This window comes from Brevibacillus sp. FSL K6-6036 (assembly GCF_037964015.1).
GTDB classification, from domain to species: Bacteria; Bacillota; Bacilli; order Brevibacillales; family Brevibacillaceae; genus Brevibacillus; species Brevibacillus borstelensis.
Window position 1 is genome coordinate 3,858,479 of the sequence record NZ_CP150173.1, and the last position, 16,904, is coordinate 3,875,382.

The 16,904-nt window shown below is 54.6% G+C and carries 13 protein-coding genes; all 13 read right to left on the reverse strand.

The window, feature by feature from the left end; translation table 11 throughout:
• Positions 1 to 67 precede the first annotated feature (67 nt).
• Positions 68 to 829: a glucosamine-6-phosphate deaminase gene (gene nagB, locus NST37_RS19320; protein ID WP_003389526.1), complete on the reverse strand. Its 762-nt coding sequence runs from the start codon at positions 827 to 829 to the stop codon at positions 68 to 70.
• A gap of 28 nt (positions 830 to 857) precedes the next feature.
• The gene (locus NST37_RS19325) at positions 858 to 1,781 is read right to left on the reverse strand and encodes a MurR/RpiR family transcriptional regulator (protein WP_003389527.1); all 924 of its coding nucleotides are present in this window, start codon (positions 1,779 to 1,781) and stop codon (positions 858 to 860) included.
• 187 nt (positions 1,782 to 1,968) lie between these two features.
• On the reverse strand, positions 1,969 to 2,322 hold the full coding sequence (locus NST37_RS19330; RefSeq protein WP_003389528.1) for a DUF1516 family protein: 354 nt from the start codon (positions 2,320 to 2,322) through the stop codon (positions 1,969 to 1,971).
• 264 nt (positions 2,323 to 2,586) lie between these two features.
• The gene (locus NST37_RS19335) at positions 2,587 to 3,060 is read right to left on the reverse strand and encodes a nucleoside deaminase (RefSeq protein ID WP_051567340.1); all 474 of its coding nucleotides are present in this window, start codon (positions 3,058 to 3,060) and stop codon (positions 2,587 to 2,589) included.
• Positions 3,061 to 3,321: 261 nt separating this feature from the next.
• Positions 3,322 to 4,191, reverse strand: coding sequence for a YitT family protein (locus NST37_RS19340; protein ID WP_003389530.1), 870 nt, complete (start codon positions 4,189 to 4,191; stop codon positions 3,322 to 3,324).
• Positions 4,192 to 4,307: 116 nt separating this feature from the next.
• Complete coding sequence (locus NST37_RS19345; RefSeq protein WP_003389531.1) at positions 4,308 to 5,111, reverse strand: serine hydrolase; 804 nt, start codon at positions 5,109 to 5,111, stop codon at positions 4,308 to 4,310.
• Between the two features lie 509 nt (positions 5,112 to 5,620).
• Complete coding sequence (locus NST37_RS19350) at positions 5,621 to 7,093, reverse strand: aldehyde dehydrogenase family protein (RefSeq protein WP_031931891.1); 1,473 nt, start codon at positions 7,091 to 7,093, stop codon at positions 5,621 to 5,623.
• A 117-nt stretch (positions 7,094 to 7,210) separates the two neighbouring features.
• On the reverse strand, positions 7,211 to 8,179 hold the full coding sequence (gene speB, locus NST37_RS19355; protein WP_003389535.1) for an agmatinase: 969 nt from the start codon (positions 8,177 to 8,179) through the stop codon (positions 7,211 to 7,213).
• A 414-nt stretch (positions 8,180 to 8,593) separates the two neighbouring features.
• Entirely contained in the window at positions 8,594 to 9,892 is a 1,299-nt protein-coding gene (gene hcp / locus NST37_RS19360) for a hydroxylamine reductase (RefSeq protein ID WP_039070509.1), read from the reverse strand.
• Positions 9,893 to 10,142: 250 nt separating this feature from the next.
• Positions 10,143 to 10,835 (reverse strand): copper homeostasis protein CutC, encoded by a 693-nt coding sequence (locus NST37_RS19365; protein ID WP_003389538.1) that lies wholly within the window; start codon positions 10,833 to 10,835, stop codon positions 10,143 to 10,145.
• 112 nt (positions 10,836 to 10,947) lie between these two features.
• A complete protein-coding gene (locus NST37_RS19370) occupies positions 10,948 to 12,375 on the reverse strand; it encodes a leucyl aminopeptidase family protein (RefSeq protein WP_003389539.1) in 1,428 nt (475 codons plus the stop codon).
• Between the two features lie 103 nt (positions 12,376 to 12,478).
• Positions 12,479 to 13,486, reverse strand: coding sequence for an asparaginase (locus tag NST37_RS19375; protein ID WP_003389540.1), 1,008 nt, complete (start codon positions 13,484 to 13,486; stop codon positions 12,479 to 12,481).
• 391 nt (positions 13,487 to 13,877) lie between these two features.
• Positions 13,878 to 16,775 (reverse strand): WG repeat-containing protein, encoded by a 2,898-nt coding sequence (locus tag NST37_RS19380; RefSeq protein ID WP_339185665.1) that lies wholly within the window; start codon positions 16,773 to 16,775, stop codon positions 13,878 to 13,880.
• Positions 16,776 to 16,904 lie beyond the last annotated feature (129 nt).

A 16,904-nucleotide genomic window follows, 5' to 3' on the forward strand; every position in this document is an offset into this window, starting at 1 on the left:
GTTATCCGATACGAATTGGTGAACAACCCTCTGCCTTCTGCATTTCGTGTCCAGCAAAAAACACGCCTTACAGACGGGCGTGTTCGGTTTCCTTGCATTCGGCGCTGAGACGGCTGGCAGCCGACCGATCCATGATGACGACCACGTCTGGATGCTGCTGGAGCAAGGACGCTGGCACTTCCGCTGTCGGCTCTCCTTCCAGCATGCGGTGAACGGCTTCTGCCTTGGATTCGCCGCTGGCCAAAAGCACGATCTTCCTGGCCTCCAGAATGGTCTGGATTCCCATGGATACCGCTGCTGTCGGGACCTCCTCGATGGAAGAAAAGAAGCGGGCATTGTCTTCGATCGTTCTTTGGGCGAGCTGAACGACTCTCGTCCGGGAGTCAGCCGCAGAACCAGGCTCATTAAACCCGATGTGGCCATTCCCCCCGATCCCCAGGATTTGCACATCGATTCCACCTGCAGCCTTGATCGCTTGCTCGTATCGGGTACATTCCGTCGCCAGGTCGGAGGCGTCTCCGCTCGGAATATGAGTATGCTCCGGGAGCAGATTTACGTGGCGGAAAAAATGCTCCTGCATGAAGACATGATAGCTTTGCGGATGATCGACCGACAGTCCGACATATTCGTCCAGATTAAAGGTGGTAATCCGGGAAAAGTCCAGATTCTCTACGCGATACATACGAGCCAATTCCTTGTACATGCCGACCGGCGTGCTTCCCGTAGCCAGTCCGAGCACAGAGTCGGGCTTTTTCTTGACCTGCATAGCGACAAGCCTGGCTGCCTCCGCGCTCAACTCCTCGTAATTCTCAACGATTTTCCACTTCATGTAAGTCACCTGTCCAATCTCTTTCATTTTATGGTTTGCCTTTGCCCGGTTGGGCTGGCTCATACACTTTATCCAATACGGCTTTGGCTGTCTTCTGCTTGTAGGTCAACGCCTTGTCGCTCATTTTCTGGGATACCGCTGTGCACAGTACGTCAATCACGTGAAGCTGGGCGATCTTCGCAGCGAGCGAACCGCCCTCCAGCGGCCCCTGCTTGGCGGCGGTCAAGAGCGTAATATCGGCATGCTGCGTAATCGGGGACCGGCGGTAATGAGTCAGACAGATGACGGAGGCGCCGGCTTCTTTCGCCAGTTTCAGGGCGTCAATCGTATCCTTTGTACTGCCCGATACAGATATGCCTACAGCCACATCGCCCGGCTCCAGCGTGGATGCTGCCATCGCTTGCAAATGCGCATCGGAAAAGGCGTCTACTCGAAGCCCGATACGCAGGCACTTGTATTTGGCGTCAAGAGCTGTCACCCCCGAGGTACCTACCCCGTAGAAATGAATCGTTCTCGCCTCTATGAGTAACTGTACGCAGCGCCCTAGTTGTTCGACATCCAAAAGGGCGTCTGTATCGTGAATCGACTGGACGTTAAAAGCGGCAACCTTCTGCGCAATCGCATGCAATGAATCTTCCTTGGTCACCTCATCGCGGGAATGCTGGGACGGATTTGCCAGTTCCTGGGCGAGTGCCAGCTTAAATTCCTGATAGCTGCGGAAACCGATTTTTCGGCAAAAGCGCAAAACCGTGGTCTCCCCCACCCCGATCTTCTCCGCCAAATCAATGACCGACGCATAAATAACGGTTTCGGTATGGGCCAGAACGTACTGCGCTACCTTGCGTTCGGATTTGGTGTAGGAAGGAAGAAGACTGTTGATCTCCAGCAGTGTGGCTGTTTTGCCTGTACTCGTTGTCGTCCATTCTCCCCTGTCTGCTGTTGATTCTGTCATCGGTTACCTCCTTGGCTATTGCTTCGTGCAGAAAAACGAATGATTCCTCCAATATGTTATCATAAAGTGGAGTATTTCTCCAAAAAGAAAAATTGGGGAATAAAAACATCGTCTCTCCGGTTTTCTTGGCATATAAAAAGGCCAAATCCCTTTGTAGGAATTGGCCTGTCTCCTTGCAAAACACTATTTACACGATTACCCGATATCCGATCAGAATCACGATGACCATCAGCGCCAGCGCCCCGACGAAAAAGCCGATGCTCGCTTCGTTTCGGCGCGCGCGGCCCAGCGACATTTCCATCAGTCCAAAGACAATCAGCGCGAGAAGGCCTTTGACGTAGTACAGCCAGTCGCCCGCACGAAACGCAAACAGCATCCAAATGCCGGACACAGCAATGATCACAATCATCAGACGCAAAATCATATGTAGAATTTTTGCTACCCGTTCTTTTCCTGCACGGTAAAGGATATAGCCGATGATCAGAAGGACAAAGGCCACTTCCCAGCCACCAACGTGGGATTCCACCAACGCTTTATACACGAATCGTTCACTCCCTGCCAACAGTCATTTTACTAAACTTATTATAACGTAAAGTCAGGAAAAGTACAGGACCCGCGATGTGCGACATTTTTGTGACGAAGCACTCGGATAAGCAGCTATCCCTACTCTCCTTTTTTGAACAAGAAATAACCCCTTGACCATTTTGCTGCGACCAAGGGGTTGTAGCTCATGAACTCCTTTTGTTTGTCTCGCATGCCTGCAGCACGAGCTTATCTATGTTGTCGCATCAGGCAGGCAAGCCATTCAGTCCAGCTTCCCTTGTGTCTGCTCCCAGATGACAAACGGGTTTGGCTCCGACTGATCATTCTCCAGCTTTTTCATCTGGACCGAACGCTGCTCCATCGGCAGCGCAATCTGCTCGTAAATCGCCCCGGAGTTGAATCCGAAAGGCACTGCTTCTTCCTTGGAATAGCCGTAGTAGACCGTTTTGATCCCGGTATAGTAAATGGCGGCCAAACACATCGGACACGGCTCTCCGCTCGCGTAGATGACACAGCCCTCCAGCTTGATGCTGTTCTCGTGCTTGCACGCCTCCCTGATCGCGAGGATTTCGGCGTGAGCCGTAGGATCGTTGGTGGCTGTCACTTCGTTGACACCGCTTCCAATAATGTGGCCGTCCTTCACCACCAAGGCACCATAGGGGGTACCGTGGCCGGACGACGCGTTTTCGCACGCCATCTGAATCGCTTTTTGCATGAATGCCTGTTCTGTCATCATGATTCCTCCCCTGACCGGACATTTTCCTTTGTTTATTGTAGCATGGAAACAGGGTTTCCTGCAGGCTTGTCGCTCTGCTGTGCTTTTCCCAATCACTTTCATGAGGCTGTCTTTGAAAAATGTGCACGCGAGCCCCACGATATGCCTGTAAAAGTAAAAAGCGATACATCCAACTGTTGGATGCAACGCTTTTTTCATTGTTTGGTGCTTTCACACAAAAGCTGACATCGTTCACCAATAGGCCACGGCTCCACATGCCCACTACACAGCCCGGAAGCCCTCGCCTAATACCTCCTGAGCCGGACACAGGATGATAAACGCTTCAGCGTCAACAGAGCGCACCAGCATTTTCAGCTTGCTGACCTCGCTTTGGCTCACCACGGCCATCAGCACCTTGCGCTCGTCGCCGGTATACCCCCCAGCGCCGTCCAGCAGCGTCACGCCCCGGTCCAGATCAAACAAGATCGCCTCGCGCATCTTGTCTGTTTCATCGGAGATGATGTACGCCACTTTGGACGTATTCCAGCCCATCTGCACGATATCGATCGTTTTGCTGGTCACAAACAGGGCAATCAAGGCATACAGCGCCTTTTCGGGAGTAAAGACAAAACCGGCTAGCAGGATGACCAAGCCGTCAAAGACAGCAACGGATACGCCCAGGCTGATGCCGCTGTACTTGTGCAGGATTTGCGAAGCGATGGAAAATCCTCCTGTAGAGCCCCGGCCCCGGAAGACGATGCCGATCCCGAGCCCTACGCCCATCCCGCCGTAAATGCTGGCGAGCAGCGTGTTATCCGTAAGCGGCTCAAGATGGCTGGTCAGCGCGACAAACAACGGCAGGACGATAGAGCCTACCGCCGCCTTCATGCTGTACTGCCTGTCTAAAAGCCAAAAGCCCAACAAAAACAGCGGGATGTTCAGCGCCCACTGGACGATGGACGGCGGCCAGTGAAAGAGATGGTACAAAATGACAGAGAGGCCCGATACTCCTCCCGATGCTAGCTGATTAGGGTTGAGAAACAGGTTGAAGCTGGTGGCAAGCACAAAGGAACCCACGAGCAGCATGCCGTATTCGACTGCTTTGCGCTGCGGACTGTTCAAGCTTGCACCTGTCCGACGTTTTCGTGACACTTTTCTTTCTCCTGCCTTTTTCACTAAGATGAAAACCGTCCATACATTACCATGTTTTGCCCAAAAAAGAAACCCCCAAGCAAACTGGGGATTTTTTCTGTACTCGCTCTCTATGGTCAGCTCACCGCACAGCGGTACACTTCATATCCGATAGCGGCCATCGCCTGCAGGGAGGCATCCGGGGGAGCATTCTCCGACAGGGCTGTCAGGGAGTACGCTTTTCCGCCTGCAAACAGGATGCCGACATCGTGCTGGCGGCCTGTGTCCCAGCCGGTTTTATTGGCCATTTCCCACACGGCAGCGGCGTCCGACACTCCCTCCTCGATGCGGGGTAGCCGGGCAGGCAGCGCATTTCGCACCTGCTGCTTTTTCATGATCCCGATCATCTGGCGGCAGGCATGCTCGCCAAGAAACGTTCCTGTTGCCAGCCGTTTGAGCATCCGGGCGATGTCACCAGCGGTAATCATGTTGTTGGGCGGACTGTCCGCCGGGTACAGCATCAGCTTTCGGCTGTAGCAGCTGTCGTGCATGCCAAGCTCTGCCATTGTGAGCCGCACCTGATCTTCGCCGATGAGGTCGATCAGCATATTGGTCGCGGTATTGTCGCTCTGAATGATCATGAGGGTGATCAGATCGTACACAGGGTAATGCGTATCAGGTGTGAGATGCTGCATGACACCGGAACCTGCGACCTGATCCGTTTGCTTCATCAGTACCGTTTCGTCAAGGCGGACTTTTCCTTTGCTGGCGGCATCGAAAACGGCTGCCATGACGGGGACTTTGATGATGCTTTCGGCTGCAAAAGTCTGCGTGGTGTTGTGTTCCCAGTAGAAGCTTCCGTTGATTTCTTCCACTACCACTCCCCATTGTCCGCCGGCCGCAGCGATGATCGTCTCCAGCTTCTCCTGCAAACTCTTCATGTGGCCTGCTCCTCCTTTATTCTCTTCCGTACCTGGTGGTCTGATTGACAGCCAATGTTTTGCCAATGAGGGGAAATTCCCCGGCTGGGAGTTGGAATCCTTCCTTGGTTTTGAGAAATAGCCTGTGAAAGCTTCTTTGGCGAGATTGGAAATGCCTGTAGGGCTGTTGGGGAGGAGATGAAAAAGGGAGAAAATGCTCAGGGTACGGTGGGACACTGCGGGAAGCCGTTACTGTCCGGCTCCATTCCAAAATCGGAACTGCGTCCAAAAGCAGCCTACTCAAGGCAGCGTCTCAGAGGTTGGACGCTGAAAGAGTGTTCCGCTTTTTCCATTCCGCCTGGGTGGTGTCCCAAAGACCTTCGCGTTTTCTCCCTTTTTCATCTCTACAGCTTTGGATTGTTTCGTTGTTTTTTTAGATCATTCAGGAAGTCGGATCAGGGGTGGCGTTCCCTGACGTGCCTTCTCTAATTCTGATCCAGTCCGTTTACGTGTGTCTCACTGTTTTTTCCTTAATTCTCAAACCAGCCGACTGGCTGCACCTGCAAATTCACATTGATCTGTTTCACTTCCGTGAATTCATCGAAGCCGAAGGTGCCCAGGCCGCGGCCGATTCCGCTTTGCTTGTAGCCGCCCCAGGGGGCTTCGTTGTAGGTGGGGTGGTAGCAGTTGATCCAGGTGATGCCTGCCCGCAATTTTTTGATGACCCGCATCGCTTTGGCTCCGTCCTGGGTAAAGACGCCCCCGGCGAGGCCGTAGACGGTGTCATTGGCGAGGCGGATAGCGTCCGCTTCATCGCGGAAGCGCTGCACGGCCAATACAGGGCCGAAAATTTCTTCCTGGACGATTCGCATGTCCGGCCTCGTGTCGACAAAGATCGTCGGCTCGACGAAATAGCCCTTTTCCAAACCGCCATTTGTCAGACGGTTGCCGCCGCAGGCGAGTGTCGCTCCTTCCGCTTTTCCGTACTCGATGTAGCGCAGTACCTTTTCCATGTGAGCCTCGCTTACCAGCGGCCCCATTTCGGTCTGCGGTTCGTCTCCCGCTCCTACCCGTATCTTTTTCGCACGCTCCACCAGCCGCTCGACGAAGCGGTCGTGAATGCTGTCCTCGAGAAGCAGCCGGGAGCCTGCCGAGCAGACCTGCCCCTGATTGGCGAAGATTCCGAACAAGGCGTAGTCTACGGCTGTCTCAAAGTCCGCGTCGGCAAAGACAATGTTGGGCGACTTGCCCCCCAATTCCAGCGAAATCTTTTTGATGTTGCCTGCAGCCGCAGTCATGATGCTTCTGCCGGTCGCCGTGCCTCCCGTAAAGGAAACCTTGTCTACCAGATGGCTTGCGGCCAGCTCATGTCCGACCGTAGGGCCCGGTCCCATGACCAGATTGGCCACACCGCCTGGCACCCCTGCTTCTTCGATGATCTCAAACAGCTTGATCGCCGTAACAGGCGTGACCTCGGACGGCTTGAAGACAATCGTATTTCCGGCCGCCAGCGCGGGGGCGATTTTCCAAACAGCCATCAGCAACGGGTAGTTCCACGGGACGATCAGTCCGCAGACACCGACCGGCTCGCGCACGACCATCGCCTGTACCGGGTCCGCGACGTGGTACGTTTGTCCGTCAGGCTTGGTGACCATTCCGGCGTAATAGCGGAAGCAAGCGGCCGCATCCGCCACGTCAAAGCGGGCTTCCCGCAGCGGCTTGCCGTTGTCCAGCGTCTCCAAAGCAGCCAATTCCTCAGCGCGTTCCTCCAGCTTGTCAGCAATGGCGAACAAATACCGCGCCCTCTCTGCAGCCGCAAGCTCGGACCAGCTCCCGCTGTCGAATGCTTCTCGTGCCGCGCGAATCGCTTTTTTGGCATCCTCCTCCGTTCCCTCTGCCGCCCGTGCAATCACTTCTCCTGTGGCCGGATTGACAATCTCCCGAGTCTCCCCATTTTCCGCATCCACCCACTCGCCAGCCATGTACATCTTCAGATTGAACATCTGCATGCCCCACCTTTCCTCGTATTACTGATGTGTGCTTGATTACCCAAGTGACGATGCTTGTAGCCATTATCCACAAAGGCTTGCGGCCACTGTCCGCAAGGGGACTTGTTGTCGTTACTCGGCATCTGCCGCCATCTCCCCCGCTGCCAACAGCCGCTTCTCCCGCAGGGCAACAAGTGCTGCAAAATCGTGGATGAGCGTCGCCGCGAGCAGCGATGTTGTCTGGGCCGGATCGTAGGGCGGCAGCACTTCCACCAGATCAAAGCCGATGTAGTTCAAGTCCGTCAGTCCTCTGATCAGCTCCAGCGTCTCGAAGCTTGTAAATCCTCCGACCTCCGGCGTTCCTGTCCCGGGCGCATAGGCGGGATCGACAAAATCAATATCAAAACTGAGAAAACAGGGAGTATCTCCAATCGCTTCTTTTATCTTTCTCACCGTTTCGGCGGCTCCGGTTTTGCGCAGCTCCTGGGTCGTCATCACGTGATAGCCAAGCTCCAGACTGGCTTCCAGGTCACCCGGGTGGTTCAGCGTACCGCGGATGCCGATCTGAAAAACCTTGTCCGGCAACAGCAGCCCTTCCTCGTGGGCGCGGATAAACGGAGAGCCATGCCAGTACTTCTCTTCGTAATACGTATCCCATGTATCGGTGTGGGAATCGAACTGAATCAGCGCTACTGACCCCCACACCCTTTTGGCGGCGCGCAATGTGGCCAGTGTGACGGAATGGTCGCCTCCCAGTCCGATCGGTACGATCCCTTTGGCCATCAAGTCCAGCATGACGGCTTCCATCCGGTCGTAGCTGCGATGGATATTGTGCGGAATCACCGGCACATCCCCGATGTCGATAGCTCTTGTGTCCTCAAATGGAAAGACCTTGTGAACGGGATGATACGGAAACAGAAGCATGGAAGCCTGTCTGATCGCCTGAGGGGCAAAGCGGGCTCCTACGCGAAAAGACGCAGCCGTATCAAAGGGCAGACCGACGATGGCTACTCTGGCGTTCTCCCTTTGTGCCGGCAGCCGCATGTAAGAGCCCGTGGTGCAAAATTCCGGTTTTACGTCTGGAGACAACGGATATTGCAAGCTGTTCACCTCCGTGTTTCGTCCATGGTACCCATCCATGTAGCAAACCGCATGCCAAACGGAACGTGAATGAAAGACGAAGGCTTTTTGCGTGGAAACCGCATCAACTCGCATTCTCTGCGCTCCAGTTCGCTCTGTCCGTTTCTCATTTTTTGGAATACGATCCCATTTGCGAGAAAGGGATTTTCTAAAACAATGAAAAAGAACGTCCTGATGATATCCGGACGTTCTGTCTCTGGTTAATTCCCTGCATGGTTTTTGCAAGGTGTTTTCGGATGAAATGTGATAGGTCCAAGCATAATTGCCTGCCTGTTCTGCTCGGAGCTTTTCTGACGTCATGTGGGCCGGCAGACCGGAGGGAGCCTGTTTTGAAACGGGCATGTCTCTTTGGCGCAACTGTTCTCCAGACCAGGCTTACGAAACGTTTTGTCCCATCATATCCTGGAGGTCTGCCTGTGCTTCTCCGATTGCTTTGACTCCAAACAAATTCTGAAGCACCTCCCATACCCCGGGCTGGATGAATTCGGGCAGCTTCGGTCCGATGCGAATGTCGCGGACTCCCAGGCTGAACAGCCCCAAGAGAATCGCTACCGCCTTTTGCTCAAACCAGGAGAGGACGATGCTGACAGGCAGATCGTTGACCTCGCAGTCCAGCGCATCCGCCAAAGCGACGGCTATTTTGACCGTCGAGATGGAGTTGTTGCACTGCCCCAGATCGATGTAGCGAGGGATTTGCGTACCCGGTACTTTGCCGTAATCGACATCGTTAAAGCGGAATTTGCCGCAGGATGTGGTCATGATCACCGCATCCGCCGGCAAAGAAGTGGCCAGCTCCCGGTAGTAGTCTCCGCCTTTTCCGGGAGCATCACAGCCCGCGATGACGAAGAAGCGGCTGATTTTGCCTGCCTTTACGGCGTCGAGAATTTCCGGGGCAATACCCAGTACGGTCTCATGGTGAAATCCGGTCAGCAGCGTCTGATCCGACTCTACATCCGCATCCGGCAATGCGAGTGCCCGCTCGATCAAAGGCGCGAAGTCGTCATTCTCAATTTTGGTAACGCCTTCGAGTCCGGCCACATCATACGAGAAGAAGCGATCGGCATATGTCCCCTTGATCGGCATGACGCAGTTGGTCGTGGCTAGTATCGCACCCGGGAACTGTTCGAACAACCGGCGCTGGTCAAACCACGCTTTCCCGATATTTCCCTTGAGGTGCTTGTACTTGCGGAGGGCGGGATACCCGTGTGCGGGGAGCATCTCCGAGTGGGTGTAGATATTGATTCCTTTTCCTTCCGTCTGTTTCAGCAGCTCCTCCAGCGCAAACAGGTTGTGCCCGGTCACGACGATGCACTTTCCTTCGATTTTGTTTTGCGAAACGCGGATGGGCTGAGGGATGCCGAACCGGCTCGTATGGGCCTGATCCAACAGCTCCATGACGCGAATGGCTGCACGGCCCACTTTCATTGCCATTTTCAAGTGTTCATCTAAATTGAAATTCACGTTAGTCAAAGTAAAATAGAGTGCTTCCTGTGTAATGCCGTCCACTTCCGGGTCGATGTGTCCCATTTGTCGGGCATGCGTTGCATATGCCGCAATCCCTTTGAGCGCAAAAATGATCGTATCCTGAATACTGGCAAGCTCCTCAGTCTTTCCGCATACTCCCACCGTTTTGCAACCGCCTGTCGGTGTTTGCTCGCATTGATAGCAAAACATATCAATACCTCCCCTATGGATCACTTCTTACTCCGGATTATAGAGGAGGCGAAAAACGTAAGATGTGATGTACTTCACAGATTCGTCTATTTGCCATTCTTTTCGGTTTTTCGCAAAAAAAGCCCTCTCCCTAAACTTGGGCGAGGACCTTGTATCGCATGTTTCTCTATGAAATATGATGTGTTGCCAAATTATGAACCGGGGCCCGGGAAAAAGCCGTTTCGATTTTGCTGCTTCCTCTGCTCCCTGGTTATGACTTTGCCGCAATCAATCGTTTGACAGCCGCTACCTTCTCCTGATCTACGTACTTGAGCGCGCTTCCGGCTTCCCGAACGCCGGTGCCAAAATGGACTTCCGTTACAGCCGTACGACCGACGAAATCAGCGATGTTTGCCAGGCCCAGCCCGCTTCCGGCCAAAATGCTCAAATGCTCCCCAGCGGTCATCCGGACAAGCTCGGCAATCCGTTCCGCTCCATCGATGGCGCTTTTCTGTCCGCCGGAGGTGAGAATCCGCGAAATTTGCGGATAACGCATCAACAGCCGCACGGCCTCCAACTGGTCAGCCGCCTCGTCAAATGCGCGGTGGAATGTCACATCCAGCCCTTTCGCCTGATCCAGCAGGCTTTCCAGCCCTTCCGTATCGATCTGGCCGTCAGGAGCAAGCATGCCGGTGACGATACCTGCTGCGCCGAGCTCGCGAATGATTCGCACGTCTTCGCGCATGACCCGGTAATCGTCAGACGTGTACACAAACGACTGGCTGTGCGGTCTCACCATCACATTGACCGGAATGGATACGGCCCGGACCACAGCATCGATCAAGCCCCAGCTCGGGGTTACGCCGCCCTCCAGTATCCCGGTGATCAGCTCGAGCCGGTCGGCTCCTCCCGCTTCCGCTCGTTTGGCGTCCTCTACAGAGGTCGCGATGACTTCCAACAACATAGCACGGTATCCTCCCGTCCGTTTTCCTGTTATTGTAAAACGCTTCGATGACAAACAGCAACGCCAAGGGCTGATCTTCCGCGCTGCTGGTTGACAATTCTGCCTTGCCCGTCTATTGAGCGAGCACGTAGTCCGCGAGCAGTCTCGCCCCATATCCGGTGGCACCCATGACGCGATAGCCTCCGGTGGCTTTCGCCTGTACAGGGGGAGCCATGTCGATGTGCACCCATTTCATGCCGGCGGCCACAAACCTGCGGATAAACAACGCGGCGACAATCGCTCCACCGTAGCTGATCGGACTGATGTTGGTCATGTCGGCATAGTCGCTTTTCAGCAATTCTTCGTAATCGTCTACCAACGGCATCGGCCACAGTCTGTCTCCACAGTCATTACCTGACGCGATGAGCTTGGCAGTCATCCCGGAATCTCCCCAAATACCGGCCAGCTTTAAGCCGAGCGCTTCCCCGACATTCCCCGTCAGCGTGGCAATATCGATTGCCTGCTTGGCTCCCAGCCTGTCGGCGTGAATCAGGGCATCGGCCAAAATGAGACGCCCCTCTGCATCCGTATTGGCCGTCTGCACAGAAAGACCGTTGGGGTAGCGGATCACATCCGATGGCAAGAAGGCTCCGCCGTCCGGCACGTTTTCTGCGATCGGCAGAAGCACCAGCAGATTGGCCCTTGCCTTTACGGAAGTGAGGATGTCCAGCGCGCCCGCGACAGCAGCCGCTCCGCCCATATCCATGCGGGCGTCGCTGATATCCCGCCCGGCCTTGACATTCATGCCGCCCATGTCAAAGGTGACTCCTTTTCCGATCAGCGCGGTCAGCGGCAGGGACGGGTCGGTGCAGTATCGGATTTCCACCATAGCCGGCGGATGGACGCTGCCTTTGCCAACCGTGATCAGGCCAACCATCTGCAAACGCTCCAACGCCTCCCCGCGATGAACCGTCACATCCACGTCTCGTGCGGCGAAATGGTTCTGCAGCCGCTCGACAAAGGAGACCGGCGTCAGCTGATTGGGCGGTTCATTCACGAGATCGCGGGCAAAGCATGTACCCTTTGCACGGATACGGGCCCATTCGATCGCCTGCTCCGCCTTTTCTGCACCCGGACAAGCGATATGCAGCATAGAGACACTCCGTTCTTGCGCCTTTGACAAATACCGGTCAAACACATATGTACCGAGAAGCCAGCCCTCTGTCCAGGCTGTGACTGCGCTATGACGGTCCAGTCCGGCAGCAAACAGCGGCTCCAGCGAATCAAACGTCACACATGCTTCTGTAACCCTTTCCTTCTCCGCGGCCCGACCCGCATTGCCCGCCGCATCGCGCAATGCCTCCAGGTCAAAACGCGCCCGCTCCCCTAGTCCGATAATGAGCTCATGCCCTTCTTCTCCGCGGCCAAAAAACCAGGTGACAGCTCCCTTCGCTTTCATGTGCGGGCGCAGCGCATACGGCAGGTGCTCTGTTGGCGAGTCTTGGAAAAGCAGGCGGATCGTGACTTCCATCTCCCGCTGCTGTCCAACCGAAATGTCCATCCTCTTCCATCCCTTTCTTCTTGCCTGGTCATGCAAGCGGCATGCAGACAGCTTGCGGCGTTATTCAGGCAACAGGTTCACGTATCATGCTGCCCTCATCGTCTTATCGTTTTTCCAACTGAAACACCGTGCGCTTTTCGCCAACGACCAAATGGTTGTCATTTTTAATCTCGCTTGGCACCAGCGCACGCAGGCGTTCAATGGTGTCCTTGTTCTCGTAGTTGATCTGCTCCAAAATCGAGGCGATTACCAGCGGCCACACCAGTTCAGAGCCATCCAGAACCTTCAGGGCAAAGCTGATGCGTTCTTTTTTCAGGCCAAAGCCGTATACCCCCATCGCGCCCCCTTTGGCAATGATGTTGGGATCGGTCAGCAGCGCTGTGCAAACGAAATTGTGGCTCGCGATGATGTCGGGATTGGCTGACATCCATCCGGTAATTTTCACGACTGCCTCTCTCGTTTCTGCGTCCGCGATCAGATCGGGACAAGCGAGCTTCAAATACGCTTTGGCGATGTTCACGAGCGGCACGGCAAAAACAGGGAAGCCGCACCCGTCAACGCCGAGGCCAATCTTGTCCTTTGGATACTCAGCCAGATAAGCAAACGCTTCCAAAGCGCTTTGTTGGGCAGGATGGCTGACATCGTAATAGCTGTCTGTCGGATAGCCCATCTCTTTGGAAAGGGCGAGAAAGCCCAGGTGTTTGCCGGAGCAGTTGTGGAAAAGACGGCGCTTCGGCACGCCTTCGCGCAGGCAGGCGAACTTCGGTTCTTCGTTGAGCGGATAGGTCGGGCAGGTCAGCAATTCTTCTTCCGAAATGCCGGTTTTTTTCAGGATCGACTCCAATCCTTCCATATGATACGTCTCGCCGCGATGGGAAGCGGCAAAAAGGGCGGCTTCACGGCTGGTCAGCCCGAATTTTTCGTCGATTTTCTGTTTGGCGACCGGGATGGCCTGGAACGGCTTTGCCGCCGAGCGGAGAAACGTCATATGCTCTTCGCTGCCCGCGGACAAGATGACTTTTCCTGATTCGTCTACGCCGCAGATGACGCCAAAGTGGATATTCTCCAGCACTCCACCGCGGTATTCTTCCACCAATGTGCTGTAATTCATTTCTAATCACCAACTCTGTCTTAATGGTATGTGTGGAAAGGAAGGACCAACAGTACAGAATTAATCCACTGATGGTATTAAATAATGGGTTAACCTGAAAAACTAGTGGAGGCAATGTGGGAAGATGGAATAGAAAACGTCAAAGAACCATATTTCCTCATTTAATTTCTCCAACCATGTTATTAATTTGATAGTAACAGTCGGGTATAGCATCGTCAACTTTCTTTTTTCAACTTTCGAAATTGAAGGTCTTGGGAGAAAAGGCTGGCTTTGATGAAGGAGATTGAAACAGGGAGAAAAATGCTCAGGGTACGGTGCTCTGGGGATTGACTGTCCGGATCTAAAAGAAAGTCCGTCCTATGCTCACATGCACAAGACGGACTTTTGCTTTCTATAATTGCTTTACCGCTGCTTGCAGCAGGGAAGCCGCATGCTTGTTGTACTGCTGGATCAATGTGTTCAGATGGCGGTCCAGTTCGACACTCGGCAGCGGGACGGGGAGCTGTTCGAATGCCCTGCCGTTTACGATGATCCGCGTGCTCAGCATGCTTCGCTGGGATTCATCGAGGGCTGAAAGGGCCAGAGGCTTTGCTTTGTAGCTGCCTTTTCCGGCCTGGGCTTTGAGCAGCTCTTGGAAAAACAACTGGTGATAATCCGCATAGATGTCTCCCTGGTAATGGCCGCCCCGCTCACGCACAAGCCCGCGTTTGGTCGCCCAATCTACCAACTGCTGCTGGGTCAGCGACTTGCCGCTCGTTCCCTGGACGACATTATGCATCAGTGCGTAAAAGTCGGTTCCCGCAAAATCCGTACGGGCGGGATCTGGCTGCAGAATTCCTTTTCCGGTCAGGAAAGCCAGCACTTCCCGCTTCCCGGAACCGGTCGGAAGGTCGAAATACAAGGCCAGATTGGCAAAGAAGTTCGCCTCTCCGCTGAGTTCGCGATCCCACTTGTACGGCTTGCCGAAATCGACCAGCTTCAGCGGATCGCTCTGAAGCAGCTGCTGGTAGGCAGGAAATGGCTGGGCGGTTACGTTTTGATACGTGACTGTCGGCCGTTTGGTCAAAAGAGCGGTGCGAAACAGCTCGGCGCCGTTCGCGTCCAGATAGCCAAACTTGTCCTTGGTCGTAAAGACAAATGGTGCCGGAAGCTGTTCCACGCCAAGCATCGGAAACACCTGATCCATCGGCTTGATCGATTCATACGCCGGAGGAGCGGCTGTCCGCCAGTCTTTGCTTAGCACGCCGAGAAGTCCCGTTTTCTTGTCCCAATACGTGACGAGTTTCGCACCGCTGTACGTGGACAAAACCTCAAGCCGGCCGTAGCTTCCACTCGTCATCTGCTTCAAATCGGCCGAGTAGACGTCCCATCCGCCCGATTTCTGGACAAACAGTCCGGACTGCGATTCTTCCAGCCGATAGTTTTGCACTTGCTCCAGCCTGGCTGCAATCTGTCCGCTCGCCAATACCTCAAGATCAAAGCTGCCATCAGCCCTTTGCAGCGCGATCAGTTGCCGATCCCCCCATGGCTGAATCGAAACGCTGCGATACACAAAATCTGTCAGCGCTTCTATTGCCCCGCCCGCTACGCGGATGAACGCTTGCTGCTGTGTCCCTTTTTTCATCCCGGCTGCATACATGCTTTCTCCCGACGGAAAGAGCGTTACTGTCGTCCCTTCCTGTGGAGAATGGGTTGCCGGAAGCTTGACATCCGCTGTCAGCAGTGTCCCCTCCGCCGTGTACAGGTCGGCTTCTCCGGCACTGAAGGCCACGACGAGTTTTCCGCCTGCAGCCACATTGGCCCCCTGGTAAGCGTGACTGCTGATCGGCTTGCCGCTAGCTGTGTCCACGAGAAAGACTCCTTCTCCAGGCTTATAAATAAAGGAAAGGGCATCCGTCAGCCGCTGCGGTTTGGGCTCAGCCGTGTCTTGCGAAGTGCCGTCTGGCCGGTATTCGCGCGTCGATCCGTCCGGTCCCTGGACCAGCACGCGCCCGAATTTTGAGTCATAGCGGACGATTGTGCCCGACTGCGGCGGGACGAGAAGCCCTTTTTGCTGCGAATAGAGTCCGGTCTTGCTCCCGTCCGTAACACTGACGAGGTCGTATCCCCCGAGCGTCGTCACCGCATCAAACCAGGCATCCGGCTCTTTTACCGGTTTTCCCCACGCTGCGCGCAGGATGCCCTTTTTGCCATCGGAGCGAACCAAGAGCCACATCGCCGGTACCCCTTCCAGGCGCGGATACTCAAACGGCACTACCGTTTCACCGCTGATCCGTTTCACTCCGTAACGGGAGGTTGTCGGGTCCTGCCCCAAAACGTAGCCGTCATGCAAATATTTGGCCCCTTTCTTCAATGAAAAGGAGGTACCGGATGAAATGGAGTGGTACGTCTCCAGATCGCCCTGCAGCACTACATAACCGTCTGCCATGTCATGCTCGACTCTGACCTCGGCGTACTGCGGCTCGGCAAGCATCCGGCCATCCTTCCACAAGCCGCTTCCTTTTTGGTTTTGCACGCGAAAAAAACCACTGCTGCCCATCATTTGGACGCTTGTGTATTGCGGCTGCAGGACGTACTTCCCGTTTACATCGACAAGACCGTATTTGCCGCCGACGATCACTTTGAAATAGGGCATTCGATTCCCGCCGCTCGGAGCCAAGGTCGCCTTGGGCAGGGAAAACATCGGCTTAACCGTTACTGGATCATAGACCGTAAGCTGTTTCGCCGTCGTGGTGACCAGGTACCGTGTCGTCTCTTCCTCGCCGTTCTTTCCCGGCTTGGCCAAATCGGCAAACTCGATTTTTCCCGCGAACGGAGCAATCAGGGTCCGGCCGGATGGATCGAGCAGCATCGAGGTCTGGCCCTGCATCAAAATAACGCTCGGATAGGCCTGAGACAAAAAGAAGGTATGTGCTCCCGCGTACTTGCTTTTCGAGACGCTTTTTTTGGCTAGATCGATGTATTGAAACCATCCGCCATTGCGAACCACTGCAATCTGCTTTTGTTCAGGAATCTCCACATCGTCCCAGATTGGCGGAGTCAGCTCCTTTCCGGTACGGGCATCGAGGATTCCCCTCTTCCCGTTTTTCACTACGGTGTAATAGAAGCCGACTTTGGAAAACTCGTCATAGACGGCCTTGGTGACCAGCGCTTGTCCGTTTGTAAATCCGATTTTATAGTCGGTGATGTAAGGCTGAATGGAAGCGAAGCTGGCTGCTTGCCCCGGAACAGCCCATGCATTCCAGCTAAGTGCAGCAGCCGCGCAAAGTGCAACAATGCGTTTTTTCACATCTGTTTTCCTCCTGACGTGTCAGCAAAATGTTGGTCTATCTTTGACGCTGGCGGAGGAAAAATGTTGCACGTGCGGAAGGAATGTTTGTTGCTTCACCGTTACCCCCGCCTTTACTCTGCCTTGTTC

Coding starts and splice junctions, on each gene's coding strand:
- NST37_RS19345 (WP_003389531.1), bottom strand. CDS start 5,111: ATGAAGAGTTTGCAGGAGAAGCTGGAGACGATCATCGCTGCGGCCGGC.
- NST37_RS19325 (WP_003389527.1), bottom strand. CDS start 1,781: ATGACAGAATCAACAGCAGACAGGGGAGAATGGACGACAACGAGTACA.
- NST37_RS19375 (WP_003389540.1), bottom strand. CDS start 13,486: ATGAATTACAGCACATTGGTGGAAGAATACCGCGGTGGAGTGCTGGAG.
- NST37_RS19370 (WP_003389539.1), bottom strand. CDS start 12,375: ATGGACATTTCGGTTGGACAGCAGCGGGAGATGGAAGTCACGATCCGC.
- NST37_RS19335 (WP_051567340.1), bottom strand. CDS start 3,060: ATGATGACAGAACAGGCATTCATGCAAAAAGCGATTCAGATGGCGTGC.
- hcp (WP_039070509.1), bottom strand. CDS start 9,892: ATGTTTTGCTATCAATGCGAGCAAACACCGACAGGCGGTTGCAAAACG.
- NST37_RS19365 (WP_003389538.1), bottom strand. CDS start 10,835: ATGTTGTTGGAAGTCATCGCGACCTCTGTAGAGGACGCCAAACGAGCG.
- nagB (WP_003389526.1), bottom strand. CDS start 829: ATGAAGTGGAAAATCGTTGAGAATTACGAGGAGTTGAGCGCGGAGGCA.
- NST37_RS19350 (WP_031931891.1), bottom strand. CDS start 7,093: ATGTTCAATCTGAAGATGTACATGGCTGGCGAGTGGGTGGATGCGGAA.